The sequence below is a fragment of the Alicyclobacillus hesperidum genome, from assembly GCF_900107035.1.
In the GTDB taxonomy this organism is placed as follows: domain Bacteria; phylum Bacillota; class Bacilli; order Alicyclobacillales; family Alicyclobacillaceae; genus Alicyclobacillus; species Alicyclobacillus hesperidum.
This window is the reverse complement of the sequence record NZ_FNOJ01000003.1, coordinates 91,658-111,016: the sequence shown is the minus strand read 5'-3', so window position 1 is coordinate 111,016 and position 19,359 is coordinate 91,658. Positions and strand designations below refer to the sequence as shown.

General features: G+C 55.7%; 22 protein-coding genes. 14 read left to right on the top strand and 8 right to left on the bottom strand.

The window, feature by feature from the left end:
* The first annotated feature begins 94 nt into the window (after positions 1-94).
* Positions 95-2,089, top strand: a complete 1,995-nt coding sequence (gene tkt / locus BLU70_RS03045) for a transketolase (protein WP_074691851.1) — start codon at positions 95-97, stop codon at positions 2,087-2,089.
* Positions 2,090-2,192: 103 nt separating this feature from the next.
* Here tkt and BLU70_RS03040 read toward each other — a convergent pair whose 3' ends face one another.
* A complete protein-coding gene (locus BLU70_RS03040; RefSeq protein WP_244885096.1) occupies positions 2,193-3,116 on the bottom strand; it encodes a LysR family transcriptional regulator in 924 nt (307 codons plus the stop codon).
* A 34-nt stretch (positions 3,117-3,150) separates the two neighbouring features.
* A complete protein-coding gene (gene mnmA / locus BLU70_RS03035) occupies positions 3,151-4,251 on the bottom strand; it encodes a tRNA 2-thiouridine(34) synthase MnmA (protein WP_074691846.1) in 1,101 nt (366 codons plus the stop codon).
* 93 nt (positions 4,252-4,344) lie between these two features.
* Here mnmA and BLU70_RS03030 point away from each other — a divergent pair, with 93 nt between their 5' ends.
* Positions 4,345-5,262: a hypothetical protein gene (locus BLU70_RS03030; protein ID WP_074691843.1), complete on the top strand. Its 918-nt coding sequence runs from the start codon at positions 4,345-4,347 to the stop codon at positions 5,260-5,262.
* Between the two features lie 11 nt (positions 5,263-5,273).
* Here the strand turns inward: BLU70_RS03030 and BLU70_RS03025 are convergent, their stop codons facing one another.
* Positions 5,274-5,597, bottom strand: coding sequence for a hypothetical protein (locus BLU70_RS03025; RefSeq protein ID WP_074691840.1), 324 nt, complete (start codon positions 5,595-5,597; stop codon positions 5,274-5,276).
* 111 nt (positions 5,598-5,708) lie between these two features.
* On the opposite strand from BLU70_RS03025, the gene BLU70_RS03020 reads away from it, so the two are divergent.
* From BLU70_RS03020 to BLU70_RS03000, 5 genes are read left to right on the top strand one after another with little or no spacing between them, the layout of a single operon-like run.
* Positions 5,709-6,494: an SDR family NAD(P)-dependent oxidoreductase gene (locus tag BLU70_RS03020; RefSeq protein ID WP_040289822.1), complete on the top strand. Its 786-nt coding sequence runs from the start codon at positions 5,709-5,711 to the stop codon at positions 6,492-6,494.
* A 14-nt stretch (positions 6,495-6,508) separates the two neighbouring features.
* Positions 6,509-7,357 (top strand): sulfurtransferase, encoded by an 849-nt coding sequence (locus BLU70_RS03015; protein ID WP_006447418.1) that lies wholly within the window; start codon positions 6,509-6,511, stop codon positions 7,355-7,357.
* Positions 7,354-7,665, top strand: a complete 312-nt coding sequence (locus BLU70_RS03010) for a DUF1806 family protein (protein WP_006447417.1) — start codon at positions 7,354-7,356, stop codon at positions 7,663-7,665. Before BLU70_RS03015 ends, BLU70_RS03010 begins: the two co-directional genes overlap by 4 nt.
* Before the next feature lie 40 nt (positions 7,666-7,705).
* On the top strand, positions 7,706-8,410 hold the full coding sequence (locus BLU70_RS03005; RefSeq protein ID WP_006447416.1) for a PIG-L family deacetylase: 705 nt from the start codon (positions 7,706-7,708) through the stop codon (positions 8,408-8,410).
* Positions 8,407-9,615 (top strand): acyl-CoA dehydrogenase family protein, encoded by a 1,209-nt coding sequence (locus BLU70_RS03000; RefSeq protein WP_006447415.1) that lies wholly within the window; start codon positions 8,407-8,409, stop codon positions 9,613-9,615. The genes BLU70_RS03005 and BLU70_RS03000 overlap by 4 nt, the downstream gene beginning before the upstream one ends.
* 74 nt (positions 9,616-9,689) lie before the next feature.
* Here the strand turns inward: BLU70_RS03000 and BLU70_RS02995 are convergent, their stop codons facing one another.
* The 3 genes from BLU70_RS02995 to BLU70_RS02985 form a co-directional block, all read right to left on the bottom strand.
* Positions 9,690-10,106, bottom strand: a complete 417-nt coding sequence (locus BLU70_RS02995) for a hypothetical protein (protein WP_006447414.1) — start codon at positions 10,104-10,106, stop codon at positions 9,690-9,692.
* 12 nt (positions 10,107-10,118) lie between these two features.
* Positions 10,119-10,868, bottom strand: coding sequence for a peptidylprolyl isomerase (locus tag BLU70_RS02990; protein WP_074691837.1), 750 nt, complete (start codon positions 10,866-10,868; stop codon positions 10,119-10,121).
* An 88-nt stretch (positions 10,869-10,956) separates the two neighbouring features.
* Positions 10,957-11,472 carry a DJ-1/PfpI family protein gene (locus tag BLU70_RS02985; RefSeq protein WP_040289820.1) on the bottom strand — a complete coding sequence of 172 codons (516 nt, stop codon included), beginning with the start codon at positions 11,470-11,472 and terminating at the stop codon, positions 10,957-10,959.
* A 173-nt stretch (positions 11,473-11,645) separates the two neighbouring features.
* Between BLU70_RS02985 and BLU70_RS02980 the strand changes: the two genes are divergently transcribed.
* The 7 genes from BLU70_RS02980 to folB all read left to right on the top strand — a co-directional run bounded on the left by BLU70_RS02980 (position 11,646) and on the right by folB (position 17,851).
* Positions 11,646-13,775, top strand: coding sequence for an ATP-dependent helicase (locus BLU70_RS02980; protein ID WP_074691834.1), 2,130 nt, complete (start codon positions 11,646-11,648; stop codon positions 13,773-13,775).
* Positions 13,776-13,831: 56 nt separating this feature from the next.
* Positions 13,832-14,308, top strand: a complete 477-nt coding sequence (locus BLU70_RS02975; protein ID WP_237716478.1) for a hypothetical protein — start codon at positions 13,832-13,834, stop codon at positions 14,306-14,308.
* Between the two features lie 97 nt (positions 14,309-14,405).
* Entirely contained in the window at positions 14,406-15,035 is a 630-nt protein-coding gene (locus BLU70_RS02970; RefSeq protein ID WP_074691831.1) for a GNAT family N-acetyltransferase, read from the top strand.
* A gap of 154 nt (positions 15,036-15,189) precedes the next feature.
* Entirely contained in the window at positions 15,190-15,438 is a 249-nt protein-coding gene (locus BLU70_RS02965) for a NifU family protein (protein WP_052012347.1), read from the top strand.
* 187 nt (positions 15,439-15,625) lie between these two features.
* Positions 15,626-16,585: an RluA family pseudouridine synthase gene (locus BLU70_RS02960; protein ID WP_052012346.1), complete on the top strand. Its 960-nt coding sequence runs from the start codon at positions 15,626-15,628 to the stop codon at positions 16,583-16,585.
* Positions 16,586-16,590: 5 nt separating this feature from the next.
* A complete protein-coding gene (locus BLU70_RS02955; RefSeq protein WP_040289816.1) occupies positions 16,591-17,460 on the top strand; it encodes a YihY/virulence factor BrkB family protein in 870 nt (289 codons plus the stop codon).
* Positions 17,453-17,851 (top strand): dihydroneopterin aldolase, encoded by a 399-nt coding sequence (gene folB / locus BLU70_RS02950; RefSeq protein ID WP_420865889.1) that lies wholly within the window; start codon positions 17,453-17,455, stop codon positions 17,849-17,851. The genes BLU70_RS02955 and folB overlap by 8 nt, the downstream gene beginning before the upstream one ends.
* Here folB and BLU70_RS02945 read toward each other — a convergent pair whose 3' ends face one another.
* Positions 17,852-18,910 carry a tetraprenyl-beta-curcumene synthase family protein gene (locus BLU70_RS02945; protein ID WP_006447405.1) on the bottom strand — a complete coding sequence of 353 codons (1,059 nt, stop codon included), beginning with the start codon at positions 18,908-18,910 and terminating at the stop codon, positions 17,852-17,854.
* 39 nt (positions 18,911-18,949) lie between these two features.
* The gene (locus tag BLU70_RS02940; RefSeq protein ID WP_074691828.1) at positions 18,950-19,348 is read right to left on the bottom strand and encodes a hypothetical protein; all 399 of its coding nucleotides are present in this window, start codon (positions 19,346-19,348) and stop codon (positions 18,950-18,952) included.
* Between the last annotated feature and the right edge of the window lie 11 nt (positions 19,349-19,359).

Below are 19,359 nucleotides of genomic sequence, written 5' to 3'. Positions count from 1 at the left end.
GATTCACAATTCGACACGAGCCGCGCAGGGAATGCAGCTGGATGTGGTATGATAAGAGTGTCGGCCAAAATATTTTTGCACTGGGAGTGGACATATGCCCTACACAGAACAAGATCAATTGGCTGTCAAGACGATTCGGACGCTGTCGATCGACGCCATCGAAAAGGCCAACTCGGGTCACCCTGGTTTGCCGATGGGCGCCGCACCGATGGCGTACGTGCTGTGGTCGCGCTTTATGAAATTCAATCCGGAAAATCCGAATTGGATCGATCGCGATCGCTTCGTGTTGTCGGCCGGACATGGTTCGATGCTATTGTACAGCTTGCTCCATTTGACTGGGTATGACGTGACGATCGACGACTTGAAGCAGTTCCGTCAATGGGGCTCGAAGACGCCTGGGCACCCTGAGTATGGCCATACGCCGGGTGTCGACACGACCACGGGTCCGCTCGGTCAAGGCATCGCGACTGCAGTCGGTTTTGCAATGGCAGAGCGTTTCTTGGCGGCCAAGTTCAATCGCGACGGCCATACCCCGATTGACCACTATACATACGTAATTTGCGGCGACGGGGACTTGATGGAAGGCATTAGCGGCGAAGCGAGTTCGCTGGCGGGTCATCTGAAGCTGAACAAGTTGATTGTGTTGTACGATTCAAACGACATTTCGCTGGATGGACCGACCAATTGGTCGTTCACGGAAGATGTCAAAATGCGTTACCGTTCATACGGTTGGAATGTGCTCCGTGTTGAGGATGGCAACAATCTTGACGAGATTGAGGCGGCTATCGCAAAGGCGAAGACATTTACCGATGCGCCGACCTTGATTGAGGTGCGAACCATCATCGGTTATGGTGCGCCCAACAAGCAAGGTACGTCGGGAGTGCACGGCAGCCCGCTCGGCAAAGAGGAGACGAAGCTGGCAAAAGAGACGTACGGGTGGAAGTATGCAGAGGACTTCTATGTTCCTGACGAAGTGCGTGCCCTCTTCGCTGACGTGAAAAAGCGCGGTGTCGATGCGGAAGCTGCGTGGAAGGCGGCGTATGCGGATTACGCCAAAGCGCATCCTCAGGAAGCGAAGACGTTGGAAGACGCCTTGGCTGGTAAGGCAAACGTCGACTTTGACGCTGTCTTGCCGGAATTCACGGATGCCATCGCGACGCGCGAAGCGTTCGGCAAGGTGATCAATGCAGTTGGCCCGCATATGCCAACGCTGCTCGGCGGATCGGCCGACTTGTCAAAGTCAAACAACACGTTGCTCAAGGATGAAGATCACTTCAAAGCCCCGGATTATGCAGGTAAGAATGTCTTTTATGGCGTTCGCGAGCATGCGATGGGCGCGATGATGAACGGCCTTGCGTTGCATGGTGGGATTTTCCCGTATGCCGGCACGTTCCTCGTATTTGTCGACTACCTGCGCCCGGCTGTGCGCTTGGCGGCGCTCATGAAGCAACCGTCATTGTTTGTTTTGACGCACGACTCCATTGCGGTGGGCGAAGACGGCCCGACGCACGAGCCGATCGAACAGTTGGCGTCGTTGCGCGTGATTCCAGGCTTGCGCGTGTTCCGTCCGGCTGACGGCACGGAAACGGGGCTCGCCGTCAAGTATGCTTTGACGCATCGCGACGCGCCGGTGGCGCTTGCATTGTCGCGGCAAAAGCTCCCGACCTTGGCGGAGATCAAGGAAAATAAGGGTCAATTTGAAAAGGGTGGCTATATCATTTACAAGCACGGCGATGGCTCTGACCTGGCCTTGCTTGCATCCGGCTCCGAGGTTCAGCTTGTGCTCGAAGCAGGTAAAAAGTTGGCCGCCGAAGGCGTCAAAGTACGCGTCATTTCGTTCCCGTCCCTTGAAGTGTTCCGCGCACAAGAAGAGGCTTACCGCAATGACGTTCTGCCGCCAACTCTGCGCAAGCGCGTTGCGGTCGAGATGGCTCATCCCATGAGTTGGTACGAATTTGTCGGTTTCGACGGTGAAGTGCTGGGCATTGATCGGTTTGGTGCATCCGCCCCTGGCGACATCGTCGTCAAGGAGTACGGCTTCACGGTCGACAACGTATACGCGGCTGCAAAGCGCGTGTTGTCACGCTAAACCAACCGTCCAATACGTGTCGCAAACGGCAAACACCCCTCCAACCAGCGCTGTCTGGAACGAGGGGTGTTTTATTGTGGTTTTTATGGTTTATCGGGTGGCTTCAGCCCTTAAAACGAACCTCTCGCTCGTAGTGTTCCGTGACGATCTCGATGAATCGTTTGGTGAGAGGCTCGTGTTCGATGGCGTCTGGGTACGCGAGAAACGTCGGCCGACAGAACTGAGGATCTGGCAGCGCGATGCCAATGACGCCCTTGGCGGCGGCATCGTGCAAGGTGCGCCGCGGTAGGAGCGAGATCCCGAGTCCTTGTGCGACCATTGCTTTGATACCATCAATGCTGTCCAGTTCCATGCGCACGTCTGGATAGACATCGTATTTTGCGAGCAACATCGAAATGCGTCGTCGAAATGGCGCAGTGGTGTCGGCAAAGGCGATAAATGGCTCGTCTGCGAGCGCACCGATGCTCGGAAGGTCGTGGACAAAGCGGTGGCCAATAGGCACGACGAGATCGATCGCGTCCGCTGGATATTCCACCAGGCGAACGCGAGGGTGATGAATGGGCTCGCCGAGAAAACAGAAGTCGACTTGGTTTCCCACGAGTGCTTCCACCATGTCTTCGTACATGCCCATCCGAACCTGCAGGCGTACTTCTTCGACTTGTAGCATGTGGTGCAAGCAGCGTGGTACGTCGGTCGAGACAAATGCTCGTCCGGACATCACACGCAGAGTGCGAATGGGGCGGGCCGCCGGCTCAAGCATGCGGTGTTCAATCTGCATCATTTGTTCGGCGAGCGGGAATAAACGGGTTCCTTCTGCCGTGAGCTGGACGCCCCCAGGTGTGCGCGTGAACAGTTGGCAGCCGAGATCGCGCTCAAGTCTCTGCAAGCGGTTGGTGACCGTAGATTGCGACATGTAGAGTTGATCGGCTGTTCGTGAAATCGACTTGTTGCGAGCCACCGCAAGAAACAGTTGCAGATCTTTCGTCTCCAGATGGGTCGCCTCCCACAGGGGGTATTTCGCCCTCAAAAGCGCCCTCGTAACCAGCATGTCACGACGGGTATCAGGCGTTCAGCAACTCGCGTGTTTCGATGATGCCACCGCCAAGACACACGTTGCCATCGTAAAAGACGACCGACTGTCCTGGCGTGATCGCACGCTGGGGTTCGTCAAAGACAACTTCACACGTATCCGGACCGCGCATATGCACCGTCACACCTTGATCGGATTGTCGATAGCGGAATTTGGCGGTACAACGGAACGTGTCCGGCTGAGGCGGGCGACCTGCCACAAACGACAGCCTCGACGCGCTCAGGCGCGTCGCAAACAGCCGCGGGTGATCCTGACCCTGCGCTACAATTAACACGTTGCGCTCAAGGTCTTTGTCGACAACATACCAGGCTTCACCGCTGCCTTCCTGTAAACCACCGATGCCAATGCCACGGCGTTGTCCGATGGTATAGTACATCAAGCCCTCGTGTTGGCCGATCCGGTTGCCATCCACATCCTCGATGATACCGGGCTGGGCTGGTAAGTAGGTGCTTAGGAACTGGCGGAAGTTGCGTTCACCGATAAAGCAAATACCTGTACTGTCCCTTTTCGCTGCCGTTGGCAGTCCGTGATCACGCGCTATCTGCCGTACCTCCGCTTTCTGCAGGTGACCGATGGGGAACATGGCGCGGCGCAAGGGCTCTTGATCCAGTGTATGCAGGAAGTACGTCTGGTCCTTGTTTGGATCTGCCCCTCGGAGCAATTCAACGGATCCGTCCGCACCGGTGTGCAGTTGGGCATAGTGGCCCGTCGCCAAGTAATCTGCACCAAGGTCCAGCGCTCGTTCCAGCAATTCTTTAAACTTAATCTCCTTATTGCAAAGGACGTCTGGATTCGGGGTGCGTCCACGTTCATACTCTTCAAGGAAATATTGAAATACGCGTTGCTCGTACTCGCGTTCGAAATTGACGCCGTAATATGGGATGCCAATGTGCTCGCAGACGCGAGCGACGTCCTCGAAGTCTTCGGTGGCCGTGCAGTGCCCGTTTTCGTCTGTGTCGTCCCAATTTTTCATAAACACGCCGACGACGTCATAACCTGCTTGTTTCAATAAAAGCGCGCTGACGGACGAGTCGACGCCACCGGACATGCCGACGACTACGCGGGTCGCCATAGGGTTCCCTCCTCTTTTGCCTTTTGGCGGATTTGGTACAATGTAAGCTGGCAACAGAATTTAGAGCCGTATGTGAAAGGCGGGTGTTCACCTGTGTTTACGTTGGACCGATCCGCCATCCTCGGACATCCGCGCTTGCGCTTCCTGACAGATCTCGTCCCGATCCATGAACATCTGGACAACATTGAAAAGTTTATTCGCATCTGCTACGAAGAGCAAGGCTGGCATGTCGCACAGTCAGGGCGCATCGTCGCCTTGCGCGCGACGGACGAGGATAGGCTGTCGAGCGCCTTTAAGGCGAGCTTGTACCTGGGCAAATACAACGATATGGCAAATACGCAACGGTTTTTGCGCAGCATGGTCGCGGCAGGGCACTCTTACGAACCTATTCGCGGCGAAACCGTCCTGTTCCTCGCCATAGGCGTCGGAAAATCGGTTTATGATCACCTTGTTACATATACAGTCGGGCGTCCCACACGCATCGCGGGCGGGCAGCGCGCCAATGTGCCATGGGGATTCGAGCTTCCTGTCGAGGCGAAAAACCCGGATGAATATGAAGAAGAGTTGGAACGAATTCGCCATGTGATCCGATTGGCGAAACAAGACCGGGCAGAGCAGTTGCAGGCGGCCCGGGCGAAACTGCCGGTCGGATATATCATGCCGCCATTTCTGCTCGAGTTTTCCGAGGAGGCTTTGATCAAAACGGTCTTCCGGCAGCGCCTGTTCGAAAAGGGCGCGCAAGGGGCGACAGTCGATGTCGTCACCGACATGTTGAATGCGTGCATCGCGATCGACGAGGAGAAATGGAAGTTTTTAATCGATTACCATGGCCCGCATTTGCAACAGTGGGAGAAAGCGATGCGGACGCTGCGCAAAGACGGATTGACAATCCGCGATATCGCTGAACGCTTGGGCGTCTCGCTCGACGAAGCGCTGGATCGAAATCTGTATGAGATGTTGATGGAGACGGTTGGCAAACTACCCCCGTCGATGTGGGAGAAGCAGCGCTAGTCGTTTTACCATCAGATTTCGGTGACCGACTCAACCACCCAAATGCCGCCTGGTCCTTGTTTTTGCGGTTGGTACAGGTTGACTAGATAGGTGCAATTGCGATGCTTGACGCGTACGACCGCATGCATGAGCCCACTATCTGCATCGCGGTACTGTTCGACAAAGGTGTACACGTCGTTCATGCGCAAGCCTAGGTGGACGATGCCTACCTCTTGGGCCGTGCGGACAGGGCTCAGGCGCCACATATTCTGGCCGCGATCGACGCTGCGTTGGATGCGCTCAAAGTCCTCGCCAGGAATGGCGACGTGGCCTGTGACCACTTCCGGGCATGGCATGGTGGAGATTCCTCCTTTGCGGGCAAACGATATGCCACACTGTATGGGAAGCGGGCGAGTTCGGATACGACATCCGCCCACATGTAAGACTTTTTGCGGGAGGTAACGTGGATGGGTATTTCTGGGCGTGGGAAAATTGCGATTGTCACAGGTGCAAGCTCAGGCATTGGCGAGGCCACTGCGATCGCGCTGGCCGAAGCAGGATTTCAACTCGCCGTCGGTGCGCGCCGAGTGGAGAAACTGAGTGCAGTGGCAACGGAAATTGAGCGTATCTCGGGTAGCAAACCCCTTGCCTTAGCCCTTGACGTCACAGACACTCAAAGCGTCGACGCATTTATTGCAGCTGTTTTGGAACGGTTCGGAAAGGTTCACGTGCTGGTGAACAACGCTGGCAAGGCCTTAGGCCGGGATCCGATTGATGAAGTGGCAAACGAGGCAGATTGGCAAGAAATGCTCGACACCAATGTCATGGGGCTTTTGCGCATGACGCGGCGCTTGGTGCCACACTTGATAGCAAGCGGAGAAGGACATATTGTCAACATCGGATCGACCGCGGGACACGAGGCGTATGCTGGCGGAGGTGTGTACTGTGGTACGAAGTTTGCAGTACGTGCCATAACGGGAGCTTTGCGGCAGGAGTTGCTTGGCAAGCCAGTGCGGGTGACGTCAATCGATCCGGGAATGGTCGAGACCGAGTTCAGCATCGTCCGCTTTCACGGCGACAAGGCGCGTGCGGATGCCGTCTATGCAGGCATGCGGCCGCTGACTGCGGCAGATATCGCCGACTGCATTGCCTTTGCCGTCACGCGACCGGTGCATGTCAACATCGACGACATGATCATCACGTCCATCGACCAGGCTGGAGCCACGCGCGTCGCACGCCGAGACGGGCAGTAAGGAGGCGGGCTTACGTGCTGATTTCAGCTACCGAATTAGCGGCTCATGTGACAGACCCGAATTGGACCGTGTTTGACTGCCGATTTCGCCTGACCGATCCGAATTGGGGAAAAGCGGCGTACGACGAAGGGCACATTCCCGGTGCTCACCACCTGGATCTTGAGCGCGATCTGTCCGCTGCGCCCCAGGCTCACGGCGGTCGTCATCCGCTCCCCGATATGGAACGCCTTGCAATGCGGGTTGGCGAGTGCGGTGCACGGCGGGACTCTGTCATCGTCGTCTACGATGGCGGCGAAGGCATGGCGGCGCGCGCTTGGTGGCTCCTACGCCACATTGGCGCGCAAGATGTGCGCATGCTCGATGGCGGATGGTTGGCTTGGACGACAGCAGGATTGCCCGTCGTCGCCGATCCGCCGCAAGATGAGCCCGTTACCTTTGCGCCGTGCATCACATTGGAAGACACGGTTGACGTGGATGATGTCCGCGACATGGTACAGTCCGGTTCTGCACTTCTTGTCGATGCGCGTCAACCTGCTCGTTATCGCGGCGAGATCGAACCCATGGATAAGGTGGCTGGCCACATTCCAGGGGCCGTCAATCGACCATGGGAGGAGGGGATTGGTTCCGACGGGAAATGGCTGCCTGCGAGCGTGCAACGCAATCGCTTTCACGACCTTGCGACTGCGGGCAAGCCTATCGTCGTCTACTGCGGATCTGGTGTGACGGCGTGTTCGACGCTTTTTGCAATGGAGCTTGCGGGCATACAAGGTGCCCGACTTTATCCAGGCAGTTGGAGTGACTGGATTTCGTATGCGGAGAACCCGGTTGCTGTGGGCGATGGGGAGGAGGAAACCAAGGCATGACGCCGCTTGGTATCGACGAGGCAAGAAATTGGCTATCATCCATGGTCGGTGAAACGGTGTACGTGCACCTGGAAGTCAATCCAGAGGCGTATATCCGCAACGTCCCCTGTAAGCTCAAGGATGTCGCAGTCATGGGCGATCACGCATATCGCGTGCATCTTGTATTGACAGATCCAGACGGTCTTTTGTCAATTTCGGGTGTCACGGATTTTGTAGAAGACGGCGATGCCATCGTGATTACCGGATTTGATACACAGTCGCGAATTCGGCAGACGCTGACCGTCAGTCGCAGACTTCTCGCCATGTGATGGCGTGATGGCCTGTGGCCAGAGGGGAAGGAGGAGCACGATGGCGACCGTTGTAGCTGTTTTTGCGCATCCGGACGACGAGACGTTTATCTGTGGAGGAACCCTGGCTAAGCTTGCTGGCACGGGTCACCGTGTCATTCTCGTCTGTGCGACGCTTGGCGAAATGGGGCGTAGGCTTGGCATCCCGCCAATCGCGACGCGTGAATCGATTGGCCAGGTACGCGAACGAGAACTTCGTGCGGCGTGCGAAGCGCTCGGCATCGAGCGGCTTGAATTGCTCGGGTTACGCGACAAGACGCTCGAGATACAGCCGCAAGATGAAGTGGCGGATCGTGTTCTGCAAGTGTTTCTACACGAAAATCCTAGTGCGGTGATTACCTTTCACGACCCATTAGGCGGACACCCTGATCACTGTGCCATCGGGCGCATAGCTACGGAGGCATTCAACCGTTACGAAACAACAACGTCCGGAAACGGCGCGCGATTGTTTTACGTTTCCTTTGGCGCCGACACCGCAGATTTTCACCGTTTTCCGCAGCCAGTGCTGGCTACTGTACAAGTGGATGTGAGTGGATATCAGGTAGAGAAGTTGCGTGCGTTCCGGGCACATCGAACACAGTCGCAACTTGATCGGGCACTTTGGGGGAGCGAACGTCGGGGTGTGGAGCGTATGGGAAATCGAGAGTACTTTGTGCACACGATGGGGCCCCGTTTGACGCGGCCGACTTCGCTACTGGAGGAATGACAAACGACGGAGGTGGCTATATGTACGACGAGCGGGAATTGTCCCGAGACGTGAGAGAAAGGCTTGCCATCACGCGTGAATTGGCGAACAAATTCAGCGCACGGGCTGCCGCGTACGACGAGAGCGGAGCGTTTCCGCATGACAACATTCGCGATTTGCAAGCCGCGGGTTATGTGTCCTGGACGGTGCCACGCAAATATGGCGGCTTAGAAATCGGTTTGTCGGAAATGCTGATGCATCAAGAACAACTGGCTCGCGGGGACGGTTCGACGGCGCTAGCCATCGGTTGGCATGTCGGCATGATCCTTAATCTTCGATCGACCGGAGCGTTTCCAGACGAACTGTTTGCACAAGTTTGCGAGACAGTCGTACGCGATGGTGCCTTAATCAACAGTTGTGCCAGCGAACCTGCAACCGGCAGTCCGAGCCGCGGCGGCAAGCCGGAGACGACTGCGGTTCCTGTCGACGGTGGCTATCGCATTTCCGGCCGCAAGACGTTTAGCACGCTATCGCCGGCGTTGACGTGGATTGTGGTGACTGCGACCGTTGCGGGAGAGGATGTGGTCGGACAATTTCTCGTGCGCGGCGAGGATGTCGAGATCGTCGAGACGTGGAACGTCCTGGGCATGCGCGCAACGGGTAGCCATGACATCGTGCTGCGCGATGTATTTGTGCCGTCGCATCACGTGGTATCCATCGCCCGCCCAGGCGCGAAGACCGAGCGGAACAACGATGGTGGCGGCTGGCTCTTGCACATCCCGGCGTGCTACCTAGGTGTCGGGCTTGCTGCACGGGACTTTGCCATGCATTATGCCGCAACTTATCAACCGAACTCTCTGCCGCATCCGATTGCGGACGTTCCCCACGTCGAGCAGAAACTTGGCGAAATGGAGTTGAAGCTACTCGCTGCGCGCACGCTGTTGTACGATCTCGCTGCGCGGTGGGATCGGCTGGATCCTGCGGATCGCCCACGGTTACGGGCCCAGTTTGGCGCAGCGAAAACACTCGCGACCAATGCCGCAAATGAGGTCGTCGATCTCGCCATGCGAGTCGTTGGGGGCCGCAGCCTATCGAAGTCGCTTCCACTGGAACGCTATTACCGCGACGTGCGCGCAGGACTACATAACCCGCCGATGGATGACGCGGTCTACCGCATGCTCGCCAAAGAAGGAACGGCGCCGTATCGGCAGACGAATCCATCCTAAGCGCGGACAACGGTCGGGGTTCGTGCGAGCCTTTGGTTGTGATCAGACCCCGACCGGCGTAATCGCTTGACATCTCATGATTTTGCAAAGTCGATGTAACCGCTTTTTCCGTCGGCCGCGACAAACAAATTGACGGCATGATAGTCCTGGTTGCCAAATCGAATTTTTCCGTTGCTTTCATACAACGTGCCTGCTGCACTCTTCGACTGGCTTTTAAGGCCTGGGAACAATAGCTGTTCATGTCCGTTCATATACAGGTTTGCGGTGTAAATCGTTTGCCCGTTTTGAACATGCTTCTCCAAGTTCCACGCTTCTCCGGTGGACGTCGAAGGAACCGGTTTTGCTTGAACCTGAATGCGAATTTGTCCGCCAGCCAGCTTTTCATAGCTGGCTGGCAGGGGCACGCTGCCGCCGATGCGGATCTTTGCAAGCGCGACGACGACGACCAGAATAATCAACCAAATAAATTGCCGTCCACGGTTGTAGCGCATCGGGTTCGCTCCCTACTTGACCTCGATATCAATCGATTTGATGTATGCGGTCGCGAGCGGGTAACTCAGTTCACCCGTCTGTGGGTTGTTGGTGACTGGAATGGATGCAATTTTCTCCACGACGTTCATGCCCGAGACAACGCGTCCGAATTCGGTGTACTTATTGTTCGGTGGCTGGAGTATCTTGGTATCGTCTACCGTGCAGATGAAAAACTGGCTGCCTCCCGTATGCGGTTGACCCGAATTTGCCATGGCGACGACGCCCTTCGTAAACGGGTATTGATGCGTCAATTCGTCCGGAATGGTATAGCCGGGGCCGCCTGTTCCGTTGTTATTCGGGTCGCCGGTTTGCACCATGAAGTCTTTGATAATCCGGAAGAACGTGCAGTCGTGATAAAAGTTGTGTTTCGCCAAAAATACAAAGTTGTTGACCGTAATTGGACTATCTTTCGCGTCGAGTTGAATCGTGAAGTCACCATAATTGGTGTGAACGACGGCGTCGTACGTCTTTGCCGTGTCAATGGTCATTTTTGGCGCACTTGGCCATTGCTCGGTCGTTGTATGAAGGCTTGGTGGATTCGCCGCATCGCTCGTCGTGTTGGCCGCGTTGCTCGCTGCGCTGTTCACCGTCCCAGCCGACGAGTTCACCCCGTTCGTCAGGTTTGTCACGTTCGTCGTGTTGTTGGTCGGGGTACCACATCCTGCCGCGAACGCGCACGTGGCCAGAACGGCGATCAGCGTATGTACAATTCGTGCTTTCATGCCATGCCTCCTTGCTGATATCTGCTTGTCCCATCATAGCACATGCCTAGTATCGGTCGTCGACACACGCTGTTTGGCAGAGACACCATCACACGCCTATGTTTAGTCTGCCAAAAACAGCCTGGCAGAATCCAGCGGGATCGCTCCCGTCTGAGGAGACTACGCCGCCATCTATGGATATGGGAGTTGTCATATGGATGCTGTAGCGAAATAGCGGAGCTTGGGATTCGACAAACGACAGAGGTGCACTGAAGCGTAGTCCGCCGAGAAGTCCTGCCGCAGCAAGACAGGCACTACCTTCGCCGGAGACGGCAAACCAGCCCTTGCGCCCTGCAAACTGCCGCACGTAGCGGTGCAAGCGAATATCGTTCCACACTTGTGCTGGGTACAAGCCACCTGGTAGCACGCAAAGGGCGAGATCGAGCGGAACCGCCTCTTCGACGGAGCCATCAGTACAAACGGCAAGCCCTTCCGCAGTCGTACACGGCGCGCCGTCTAGCGTCAGTGTTCTTAAGCGCCAGTCCTGTAAGGCAAGCGTTTCAAGGAGCGGTGAGACGTCGTGCAGGCGGCACTTGGGTAGTGCGATGAATGCAGCTTTGGGCATGCAGTGAGGCTCCTTTTCCAATTCGGGATCGAGAGTAATCGTAGCAAAAGTTGAAAGCGTACGAAATCTGTCCGATGAAGTTTCTATTCCGTATCCAGACCTTTTTTCCGAACGTGTTCCGTGGTAGCCTGTAATCTTGCAGAACTGTGCACGGGCGAGTGAGGAGGTGCATCATGGCAAAACCCCAAGAAGACTTCCTGGCAGGGCTCAATCCCGAACAACGCGAGGCAGTTCTCACAGCCTCCGGGCCGTTGCTTGTCGTCGCTGGCGCGGGCAGCGGTAAGACCAGTGTGCTGACGCGTCGGATTGCCTATTTGATTGCGGAACACGGCGTGCCAGTGCCGGAAATTCTTGCGATCACGTTTACCAACAAGGCGGCGCGAGAGATGAAAGAGCGCGTTCGCTCTCTTATCGGCCAGCGTGCAGACGATTTGTGGATGGGTACGTTTCACAGCATCTGTGTGCGCATCCTTCGGCGCGAAGCCGAGGCGATTGGCTATACGCCCAACTTCAGCATTCTCGACAGCGATGACCAGCAGGCCCTCATCGCCCAATGTTTGCTCGACTTAAATTGCGACCTCAAAACCTACGACCCACGCGCGATCGGCAGCCGCATTTCGTTTTGGAAAAACCAGTTGCGGGACAAGGGACCCGTGATCGACGAGTCGGTGATCACAGATTTGGTGGCGGCCGATGTGTACGAGTTGTATCAGCAACGCTTATTTGCCGCAAACGCGATGGACTTCGACGACTTAATTGGCAACGCGGTGAAACTATTTGAGCGCGATTCGGCCATTCGCGAGCGATATCAGGCGAAGTTTCGGCATATCTTAGTGGACGAGTACCAGGATACCAACCATGCGCAATACCGTCTTTTGCAGCTATTGGCAGATGGGCACCGCAATCTCTGCGCGGTCGGCGACTCAGATCAGGCGATTTACGCGTGGCGGGGTGCCGACAGCGAAAACATGTTGCGCTTTGAACGCGATTACCCGGATGCGAAAGTGGTTATGCTCGTGCGCAACTATCGGTCCACCGAAGCGATTCTGAAAGCCTCAAACGCGCTCATCGCCAACAATACGCGCCGTAGGGAGAAGGCACTGCGGTCGACGCGGGGCGCGGGGGAGAAGCCACTTGTATGCTGCTTAACCGACAGCGAGGCAGAGGCGGCGTTTGTTGCCGAAAAGATTGCTCTGCACGTTCTGAACGGCGGATCGTATGGCGATTGTGCCGTACTCTACCGAGCCAATGCGCAATCGCGCGCCGTCGAAGAAGCTTTGCTCAGTCGCGCTATTCCCTACACCATTGTCGGCGGCTTGACATTCTATGATCGACGAGAGATTAAAGACGTATTTGCATACTTGCGCGTCTTGGTGAATCCTCGGGACGAGATTTCGCTTCTGCGCATCATCAATACACCGCGACGGGGACTCGGCGATTCGACTGTCGGTCGCTTGTTTGACTATGCACACAGCGAGGGCATGACCCTGTTTGAGGCTTTGGCCTGCGGCGAAAGTGCGGGGTTGTCGGCAAAGGCCAGTGAGGCCGCGCGCATATTTCACGATCAGTTAGAAGAACTCATGCTTTGGATGGAGGGCATGTCGGTCAGCGAATATCTCGCCGAGGTGCTACATGCGACAAAGTACCGCGACATGTATTTGGAAAGCGGCAAGAAAGAAGATCAAGCACGTGCGGAGAACATCGACGAACTGTTCAGCGTGACCAAATCGTTTGACCGGCGCCGAGGTGGTTCTGTGGCCGAGTTTCTCGCTGAAGTGAGTCTGCTCAGCGACGTCGATAAGGAGCGAGATAAAGGGCAAGGCACTGTGCGCTTGATGACTATGCATGCGAGTAAAGGTCTCGAGTTTCCGGTCGTCTTTCTCATCGGCATGGAGGAAGGTCTGTTTCCACATCCCCGTTCGATGGATGACGATCGCGCCGTCGAAGAGGAACGCAATTTGTGCTATGTCGGCATGACGCGCGCGATGAACCAGTTGTATATGACATATGCGGTGGAACGGACCCTTTATGGTCAAACCGTACAGCGCGATCCGTCGCGGTTTCTCGCGGAAGTGCCGGACGAGCTTGTCGCCAAACTCGATCTTTCCATCCAAAACACGTTTTCGCCTGTCCCTGGTCAGCACGTGCGCCATGCGCAATACGGCGAAGGTATTGTGTTGCACATCGCGGCAGGAAAAGACGGTGGCGATGAACAGGTGCAAATCATGTTTCATCCGTCGGTTGGCATGAAGTGGGTTGCGAAGAAAGGATTGCGGCCCGTCCAAGATTCCGTGGTACAATAGACCAGTCAACAACATGTTGGAACACAATCGCATAGATGATGCAGGGGGATCTGTCGTTGAGATATTGGCTGATCTTATTGAGCGTTTTGGTATTTCTCATCATTGTCTATACGCTCTTCTATTTATGGGCGCGCCGTCGCCAGCGCAAGTTTGACGAGCAGTACCTCGCGAATAAAGAGCGTCATGAAGTGTTTGTTCTGGCAAAAAAGCGCGTGCGTGAACGCGGCCCCTCTGGAGTCAGCAAGTATGTTCCACTGCCGACTTACCAAGTGACGGGGCGAGTGAGCGTCGGACAGACCATGCGCGGGGTGAACGTCAACCGCGTCACGACTGTGACCTTCCGGACGACAAAAGAGGAATACGACAAGATTGAGGTCAATCGCAAATACAAGATGGATATTATGGGGAACTACATTGGTAGTGTCGTCACCGAAGTGAGCAGCAAGCGTCTGAAAAACGCACAACAGCGGCGCCAGCGTGAGGAAACCAGTGCGCCGAACACGCCGCGTCGGTGGTTTGGTCGCAAGCGGTAAACTCATTCCTTCGTTTTGAAGGAATCGCAAATGGATGGGCGTCTGCATAGTGTGTGGTGTCGACGGTGGGCAATTGTTCAGGGAGGTCGGACATCATATGCAGACGCATGCGCTCCATTTGATGGTGCCTGGCTCAACGCGCCAGGCAAAGCCGGCGGCGGTTCGCAAGCCAGCTGTAAAGGCGAAGCGAATGGCGAAAAAGCCGGCAGTTACAAAGGATCCAGTCACAATCACGTATCGGCCGCGCACTGCGGCAGACGACGACTTTATCGTTTCATTGACGAAGTCGGAACTCGGCGATGTGCATCAAAAGGCGTTTGGACAGCCGTTCCCGGAGGAACAATTTCGCACGTACATCCAATCAGGTGCGCCGACATTTGTCATCGAACGAAACGGCAAGCCAATTGGATACTATTCGTATCTGACGAGTTATGATGGGAAGATGCACATCAGCGCGATGGTGATCCAGCCACGGTACCAACGTGCTGGCATCGGCAAGGCGGCCATCGCCAAAATCGAAGAAGATGCGCGGCGGATGGGCATTCATACGCTCGAAGTGTTCGTGCAGGACAACAACGAACAAAGCCTTGCGTTTACGCGCAGTTTGGGATTCCAGGAGGTTTTTCGCTTCGAGCCCCATACCATTGCGTTTCACAAGGTGATTGCTCAGTCAGTCGCACCAGGCTTTGGAACAGGGATGCCCCCCATGGGCATGCCTCAATTTTGAAGGCCATCGTCGAGTCGCGCGACGCCAGTGGAATAGGTGTCGCGCGTGTGCTTTGTCTGCAGACCTGACGCCTACTTGGCGTGTACGCAATCGCCTCTTGCATGCGGATCGCCGTAGCGCGTATGCTAAATACATATTTGGAGGGGATGAACCGATGTCAGAACATGAAGCTACCTCCACGGAAGCGCGGGTTCGCGAGGCACTCGACTCGATTCGCGACGCCATCCAAATGGACGGCGGCGATGTAGAGTTTGTGTCGTATGACGAATTGTCAAAGACGGTCTTTGTCTCCTTACAAGGGGCGTGTGTCGGTTGCCCGGCCAGCGTCATGACGTTGAAAATGGGAATTGAGCGAGCCATCAAGAAGGTCGCACCCGACGTGGAATACGTGGAAGCTGTGTAATACACCAAGTAGGCATTGTGGGGAATCCCAAGGGTTTCCCTTCCTGCCCAAGTTCATCGCAGGCGTCGCCGGAGCGGTGTCCACCGTCCAGTGGCGCCTTTTTTGTCCGTTAAGATGGGTTGCGGATTGAATTGACTACGATCTGGTACATACTTACAATGTCTGCGTCGAGATGGGGAGAGTTGCGGTGGAGGTTCAGTATCGATCTGGTCTGTTAAGCATACGCCTGGACAAAGCGTCAGCCGGATGGTCCGTCGAGCGGTTTTTAAGCGAGCGGTTGGGGCTTCCCCATGGCTTTATCAACCAGCTTTTTCATCGTGCCGGCGTCACCTACAATCGGGATCGCGCGAAACCTGTCGATGAGCTTGCAGCAGGAGGCCGTCTCTTGCTCGCGGATCCATCATGGGGGAGGCCGACGACGCGCGAGATTGCCTCTTCAAACGCCCCAGAGCTTGCCGTTTTGTACGAGGACGATCACGTTCTTGTCGTCAACAAACCGGCAGGACTCATTATTCATACGGAGGATCCAACTGTCACCGCCCTCGATGACATCGTCGCGGGTTACCTGGCGCAACGTGATGGGCAGGGTCTGCACGTGCACCGACTGGATGGCCCGACGACCGGTGCAGTTCTCTACGCCAAGCACACCTTTATGCTGAGAGCGCTCGACGCTCAACTTGTCAACAAGGCCATACAGCGTTCATACGTTGCTATCACATGGGGGCGACGATTATCCAATGGCGTGATCGATCAACCCATTGGTCGTGATCGCCATCAGAGTGGTAAATTTCGCGTGGCATCCACGGGTAAGCCAGCGCGTACACATGTAACGGTGCTTGCCGTACGCGAACAGGCGGGCAAAGAGCTGTCGTTGGCGCAATTGCAACTGGCCACCGGCCGTACACATCAGATACGGGTTCACTTATCGGCACAAGGAGCGCCGATCGTCGGGGATGCATGGTATGGCGGAACTGGGCTTGGCAATTGGCCAGCGCCAGGACAAATTGCGTTGCATGCGGCCAGTTTGCGCTTCTGGCACCCGTACGACGAGCGGTGGATCGACATCCATGCGCCATTTGATGCGGGATGGTGCGACACACTATTGGACAAGTTCGGCCATGTGGGTGAATTTATCTTGCGGGAGTGAGCGCGATGGGCGTACGCACGCGTGTTCGAGTCTTCGGGGACTTTTTGACACAGCTGTTGGTCAACGTGTTTCGCCACGACATTGCATCGCTCGCCGCGCAGATTTCGTTTTATGCCATTTTTTCGTTGTTTCCGCTCCTCATTCTGATCATCTTCGGAGCCAGTTTGGCCGTTCCGCACCAGCCTGTGGTCAAGCTCTTGGTCGAAGCGCTCAAGCCCTATTACCCAGATGTGTCGAATGCCAACCACTTTCTCCAAGATAACATAGAAAAGCTGGGCACAGTCGGAGCACGAGCTGGTTTCGTCAGTTTGATTACGCTCGCGTGGTCGGCGACCAGCGCGTTTATCGCTGTGCAGCAGGCCCTGGATAGCATCTTTGAAGTGACGGCGCAACGCTCCTTTTTGGCTCGACGCATTGTCGCGGCCATCATGTTGTGTCTGCTCATCGCGCTTGCTGTGATCTGTTCGATTGCGTTGGCTATCTTTCCGATGGTTCATCTGCATGTATCGGCAAGTTCCTTTCTTGCCGCTTGGGTCTCGCGCCTGCGTGGGATCACTCGCATCCTGTATCCCTTATCTTTATTTGTGACCAGTTTCGTCGTTTATCGTTACCTGCCGTCGCGCCGCGTGGATGTCAACAGCGTCATTTTGGGTGCATTGGCGTCCACCATCTTGCTCGATCTCGCTCGCACCTTGTTTGTCGTCTATGCGAGTCACCTTGTGACCTACCACTTCATCTATGGCAGCTTGACCGTCGTGATTTTACTCGTATTGTGGATGTATATCGCACTCATCATCCTGCTGTTTGGTGCGGAAGTGGCGGCGCTCGTCGAGAAGATGGGGAATGAACGCGAGGGGGCAGATGAAAGTGAATAAGACAGGGGAAACCGATGTTTTGTTGGATGAAATTGCACTGCTCGGTATGCGTTTTTACGGTTACCACGGTGCGTACGAGGGAGAGCGGCAACTTGGGCAACGTTTCATTGTCAGCCTCTGGTTGTCTATCGACTTGCGTCGAGCGGGTGAAGCCGATGATCTCGGCTTGACCGTAAATTATGCTGATGTCTATGCTGCCGTGCAAACGATCGTGGAGGGGGAACCTAAGCGTCTTTTGGAGGCATTGGCCGAACGGATTGCACAAACGGTTTTGTGTGAGTTTCCACTTATTCGTTCTATTGTGGTGGAAGTGGAAAAACCGGGGGCGCCTATTCCCGGTGTTTTAGATACCGTGCGCGTGCGTATTCACCGCAAGGCGCCTTCTGATTGATCAGGCGATTCGACGGTACAGGTGAGTTGCCAAATAGAACATGATGGAGGTAGGGCCAAAGGCGTAGACCAGCCGTCGGGCTTTGCGCACGTCCGCTTGTTGCTCCACTTTCGGATCGGAGAGATACATACCAAGTAACCCCTGTACGACGTACTTGTGAATACGGCCGCCGATGGGAATGTGTTCGGCACTCTGCCGACTTTGCTGCGCAAAGTGGCGGAGACGGTGGAAAGCGAGCGATGGATCCCCATAACATGCCACGAAGTTAAAGTCGCCAGACTGTTGATCTTCAGAAAGATCGATGAAATAGTCGAGCAAGATGTGTAGGCCGCAAATCCAGGGAAAGTAGTGTTTGTGTATGAGCTGTACAGTTTCCTGTTCAATGGGTTCTGTGGCAGCCAAAAACAGTGAAAACATCCCCAAGGTGGAGCCAGTTGCGGCGGCAAATTCATACCACTTCGTATCCGGATAGTCATGCAGATAGGGTGTGCTCCAGTCGATGAGTCGTTGTTCGCGCATTGCGTGCTGAATGTGTTTGTGTTCCTGCAATTCGCTATAACGTTCGACGTACCAACTGACCTGCGGCTGTACAACGGCGTAATAGGGTAATTGCGTAAGTCCTTGCTGGCACGTTTGTACCAACTCAGCGAGATAACCTCCGTCGTCGACCCTGCCCCAGAGCCCATAGTACTCGCGCAAGGGAAAATGGGGACGCACCGCATCGAGCATACTCCAATGTAGCTGGCGAAATGTCGGGCCATCCAGGACATTGGCGCGATCGCAAAGATTGTCGAGGTAATCGCTGATCGTTTGTAATGCAACAATGACTTTGACCAGTGTTTGCGCGTAGCGTCGATTGCCAGCAGCATAGACCGTGCCACCGTCCGCGTGAAATTGCTTGTCCGCAAGGCTGGCTAACGCCTGTTGGCGCAATGTGGGGTCTGGAATGGCTGCAGCCCGCGCGCGCCAATGCGCAAGTTCGGCGCGTGCGAGCGGCATCACATGGCGAAAGAGGCGGTAGAGGAAGAGACTTGGTCGCGATGGTGTGCCAATTTCCAATACAATGACCTCCCGGCCCTTTCGCGGCTTTTGGGGACGTCACGGTTTGTTCAGCATTTGATTCAGAGTCCCCATCCACCCGATGACTTTTTTAGCATTATCCATGTTAACCCACTTTTCAAGGTTCCAGCCATCCATCCCGGATGGTTTTGCTTCCTCGGGGGCTGGTTCTGCCTTAGCGGGCTCCGCCTTAGCGGAATGGGATGCCGGGGACGGCGCTCCATGCGACGGTGCAAACGGTATGGGCTGGCTACTCGTGGGCCAGTGGGCGGGTGGATAAGGTGTATGTGGGTGCCCTTGCGCCGGTGGCGTCCACGGTTGCAAAAGCCCCCTCCGCTTGGCCCCGCTGTGCACCATACCGGCGAGTTGTTGCACCTTTTCATCGTTTGCGATATCGAACGCAAGCCCGCCGAATTTGATGATGGATTGCAGTCGCACACCCCTCACCT

What these genes read in the sequence shown, in the direction of transcription:
- tkt (WP_074691851.1), top strand. Translation starts at nt 95, where the DNA reads ATGCCCTACACAGAACAAGATCAATTGGCTGTCAAGACGATTCGGACG.
- BLU70_RS02965 (WP_052012347.1), top strand. Translation starts at nt 15,190, where the DNA reads ATGTCAGAACATGAAGCTACCTCCACGGAAGCGCGGGTTCGCGAGGCA.
- mnmA (WP_074691846.1), bottom strand. Translation starts at nt 4,251, where the DNA reads ATGGCGACCCGCGTAGTCGTCGGCATGTCCGGTGGCGTCGACTCGTCC.
- BLU70_RS02955 (WP_040289816.1), top strand. Translation starts at nt 16,591, where the DNA reads ATGGGCGTACGCACGCGTGTTCGAGTCTTCGGGGACTTTTTGACACAG.
- BLU70_RS03010 (WP_006447417.1), top strand. Translation starts at nt 7,354, where the DNA reads ATGACGCCGCTTGGTATCGACGAGGCAAGAAATTGGCTATCATCCATG.
- BLU70_RS02980 (WP_074691834.1), top strand. Translation starts at nt 11,646, where the DNA reads ATGGCAAAACCCCAAGAAGACTTCCTGGCAGGGCTCAATCCCGAACAA.
- BLU70_RS03025 (WP_074691840.1), bottom strand. Translation starts at nt 5,597, where the DNA reads ATGCCATGCCCGGAAGTGGTCACAGGCCACGTCGCCATTCCTGGCGAG.
- BLU70_RS02985 (WP_040289820.1), bottom strand. Translation starts at nt 11,472, where the DNA reads ATGCCCAAAGCTGCATTCATCGCACTACCCAAGTGCCGCCTGCACGAC.
- BLU70_RS03000 (WP_006447415.1), top strand. Translation starts at nt 8,407, where the DNA reads ATGACAAACGACGGAGGTGGCTATATGTACGACGAGCGGGAATTGTCC.
- BLU70_RS02995 (WP_006447414.1), bottom strand. Translation starts at nt 10,106, where the DNA reads ATGCGCTACAACCGTGGACGGCAATTTATTTGGTTGATTATTCTGGTC.
- BLU70_RS02990 (WP_074691837.1), bottom strand. Translation starts at nt 10,868, where the DNA reads ATGAAAGCACGAATTGTACATACGCTGATCGCCGTTCTGGCCACGTGC.
- BLU70_RS03020 (WP_040289822.1), top strand. Translation starts at nt 5,709, where the DNA reads ATGGGTATTTCTGGGCGTGGGAAAATTGCGATTGTCACAGGTGCAAGC.
- BLU70_RS02970 (WP_074691831.1), top strand. Translation starts at nt 14,406, where the DNA reads ATGCAGACGCATGCGCTCCATTTGATGGTGCCTGGCTCAACGCGCCAG.
- BLU70_RS03005 (WP_006447416.1), top strand. Translation starts at nt 7,706, where the DNA reads ATGGCGACCGTTGTAGCTGTTTTTGCGCATCCGGACGACGAGACGTTT.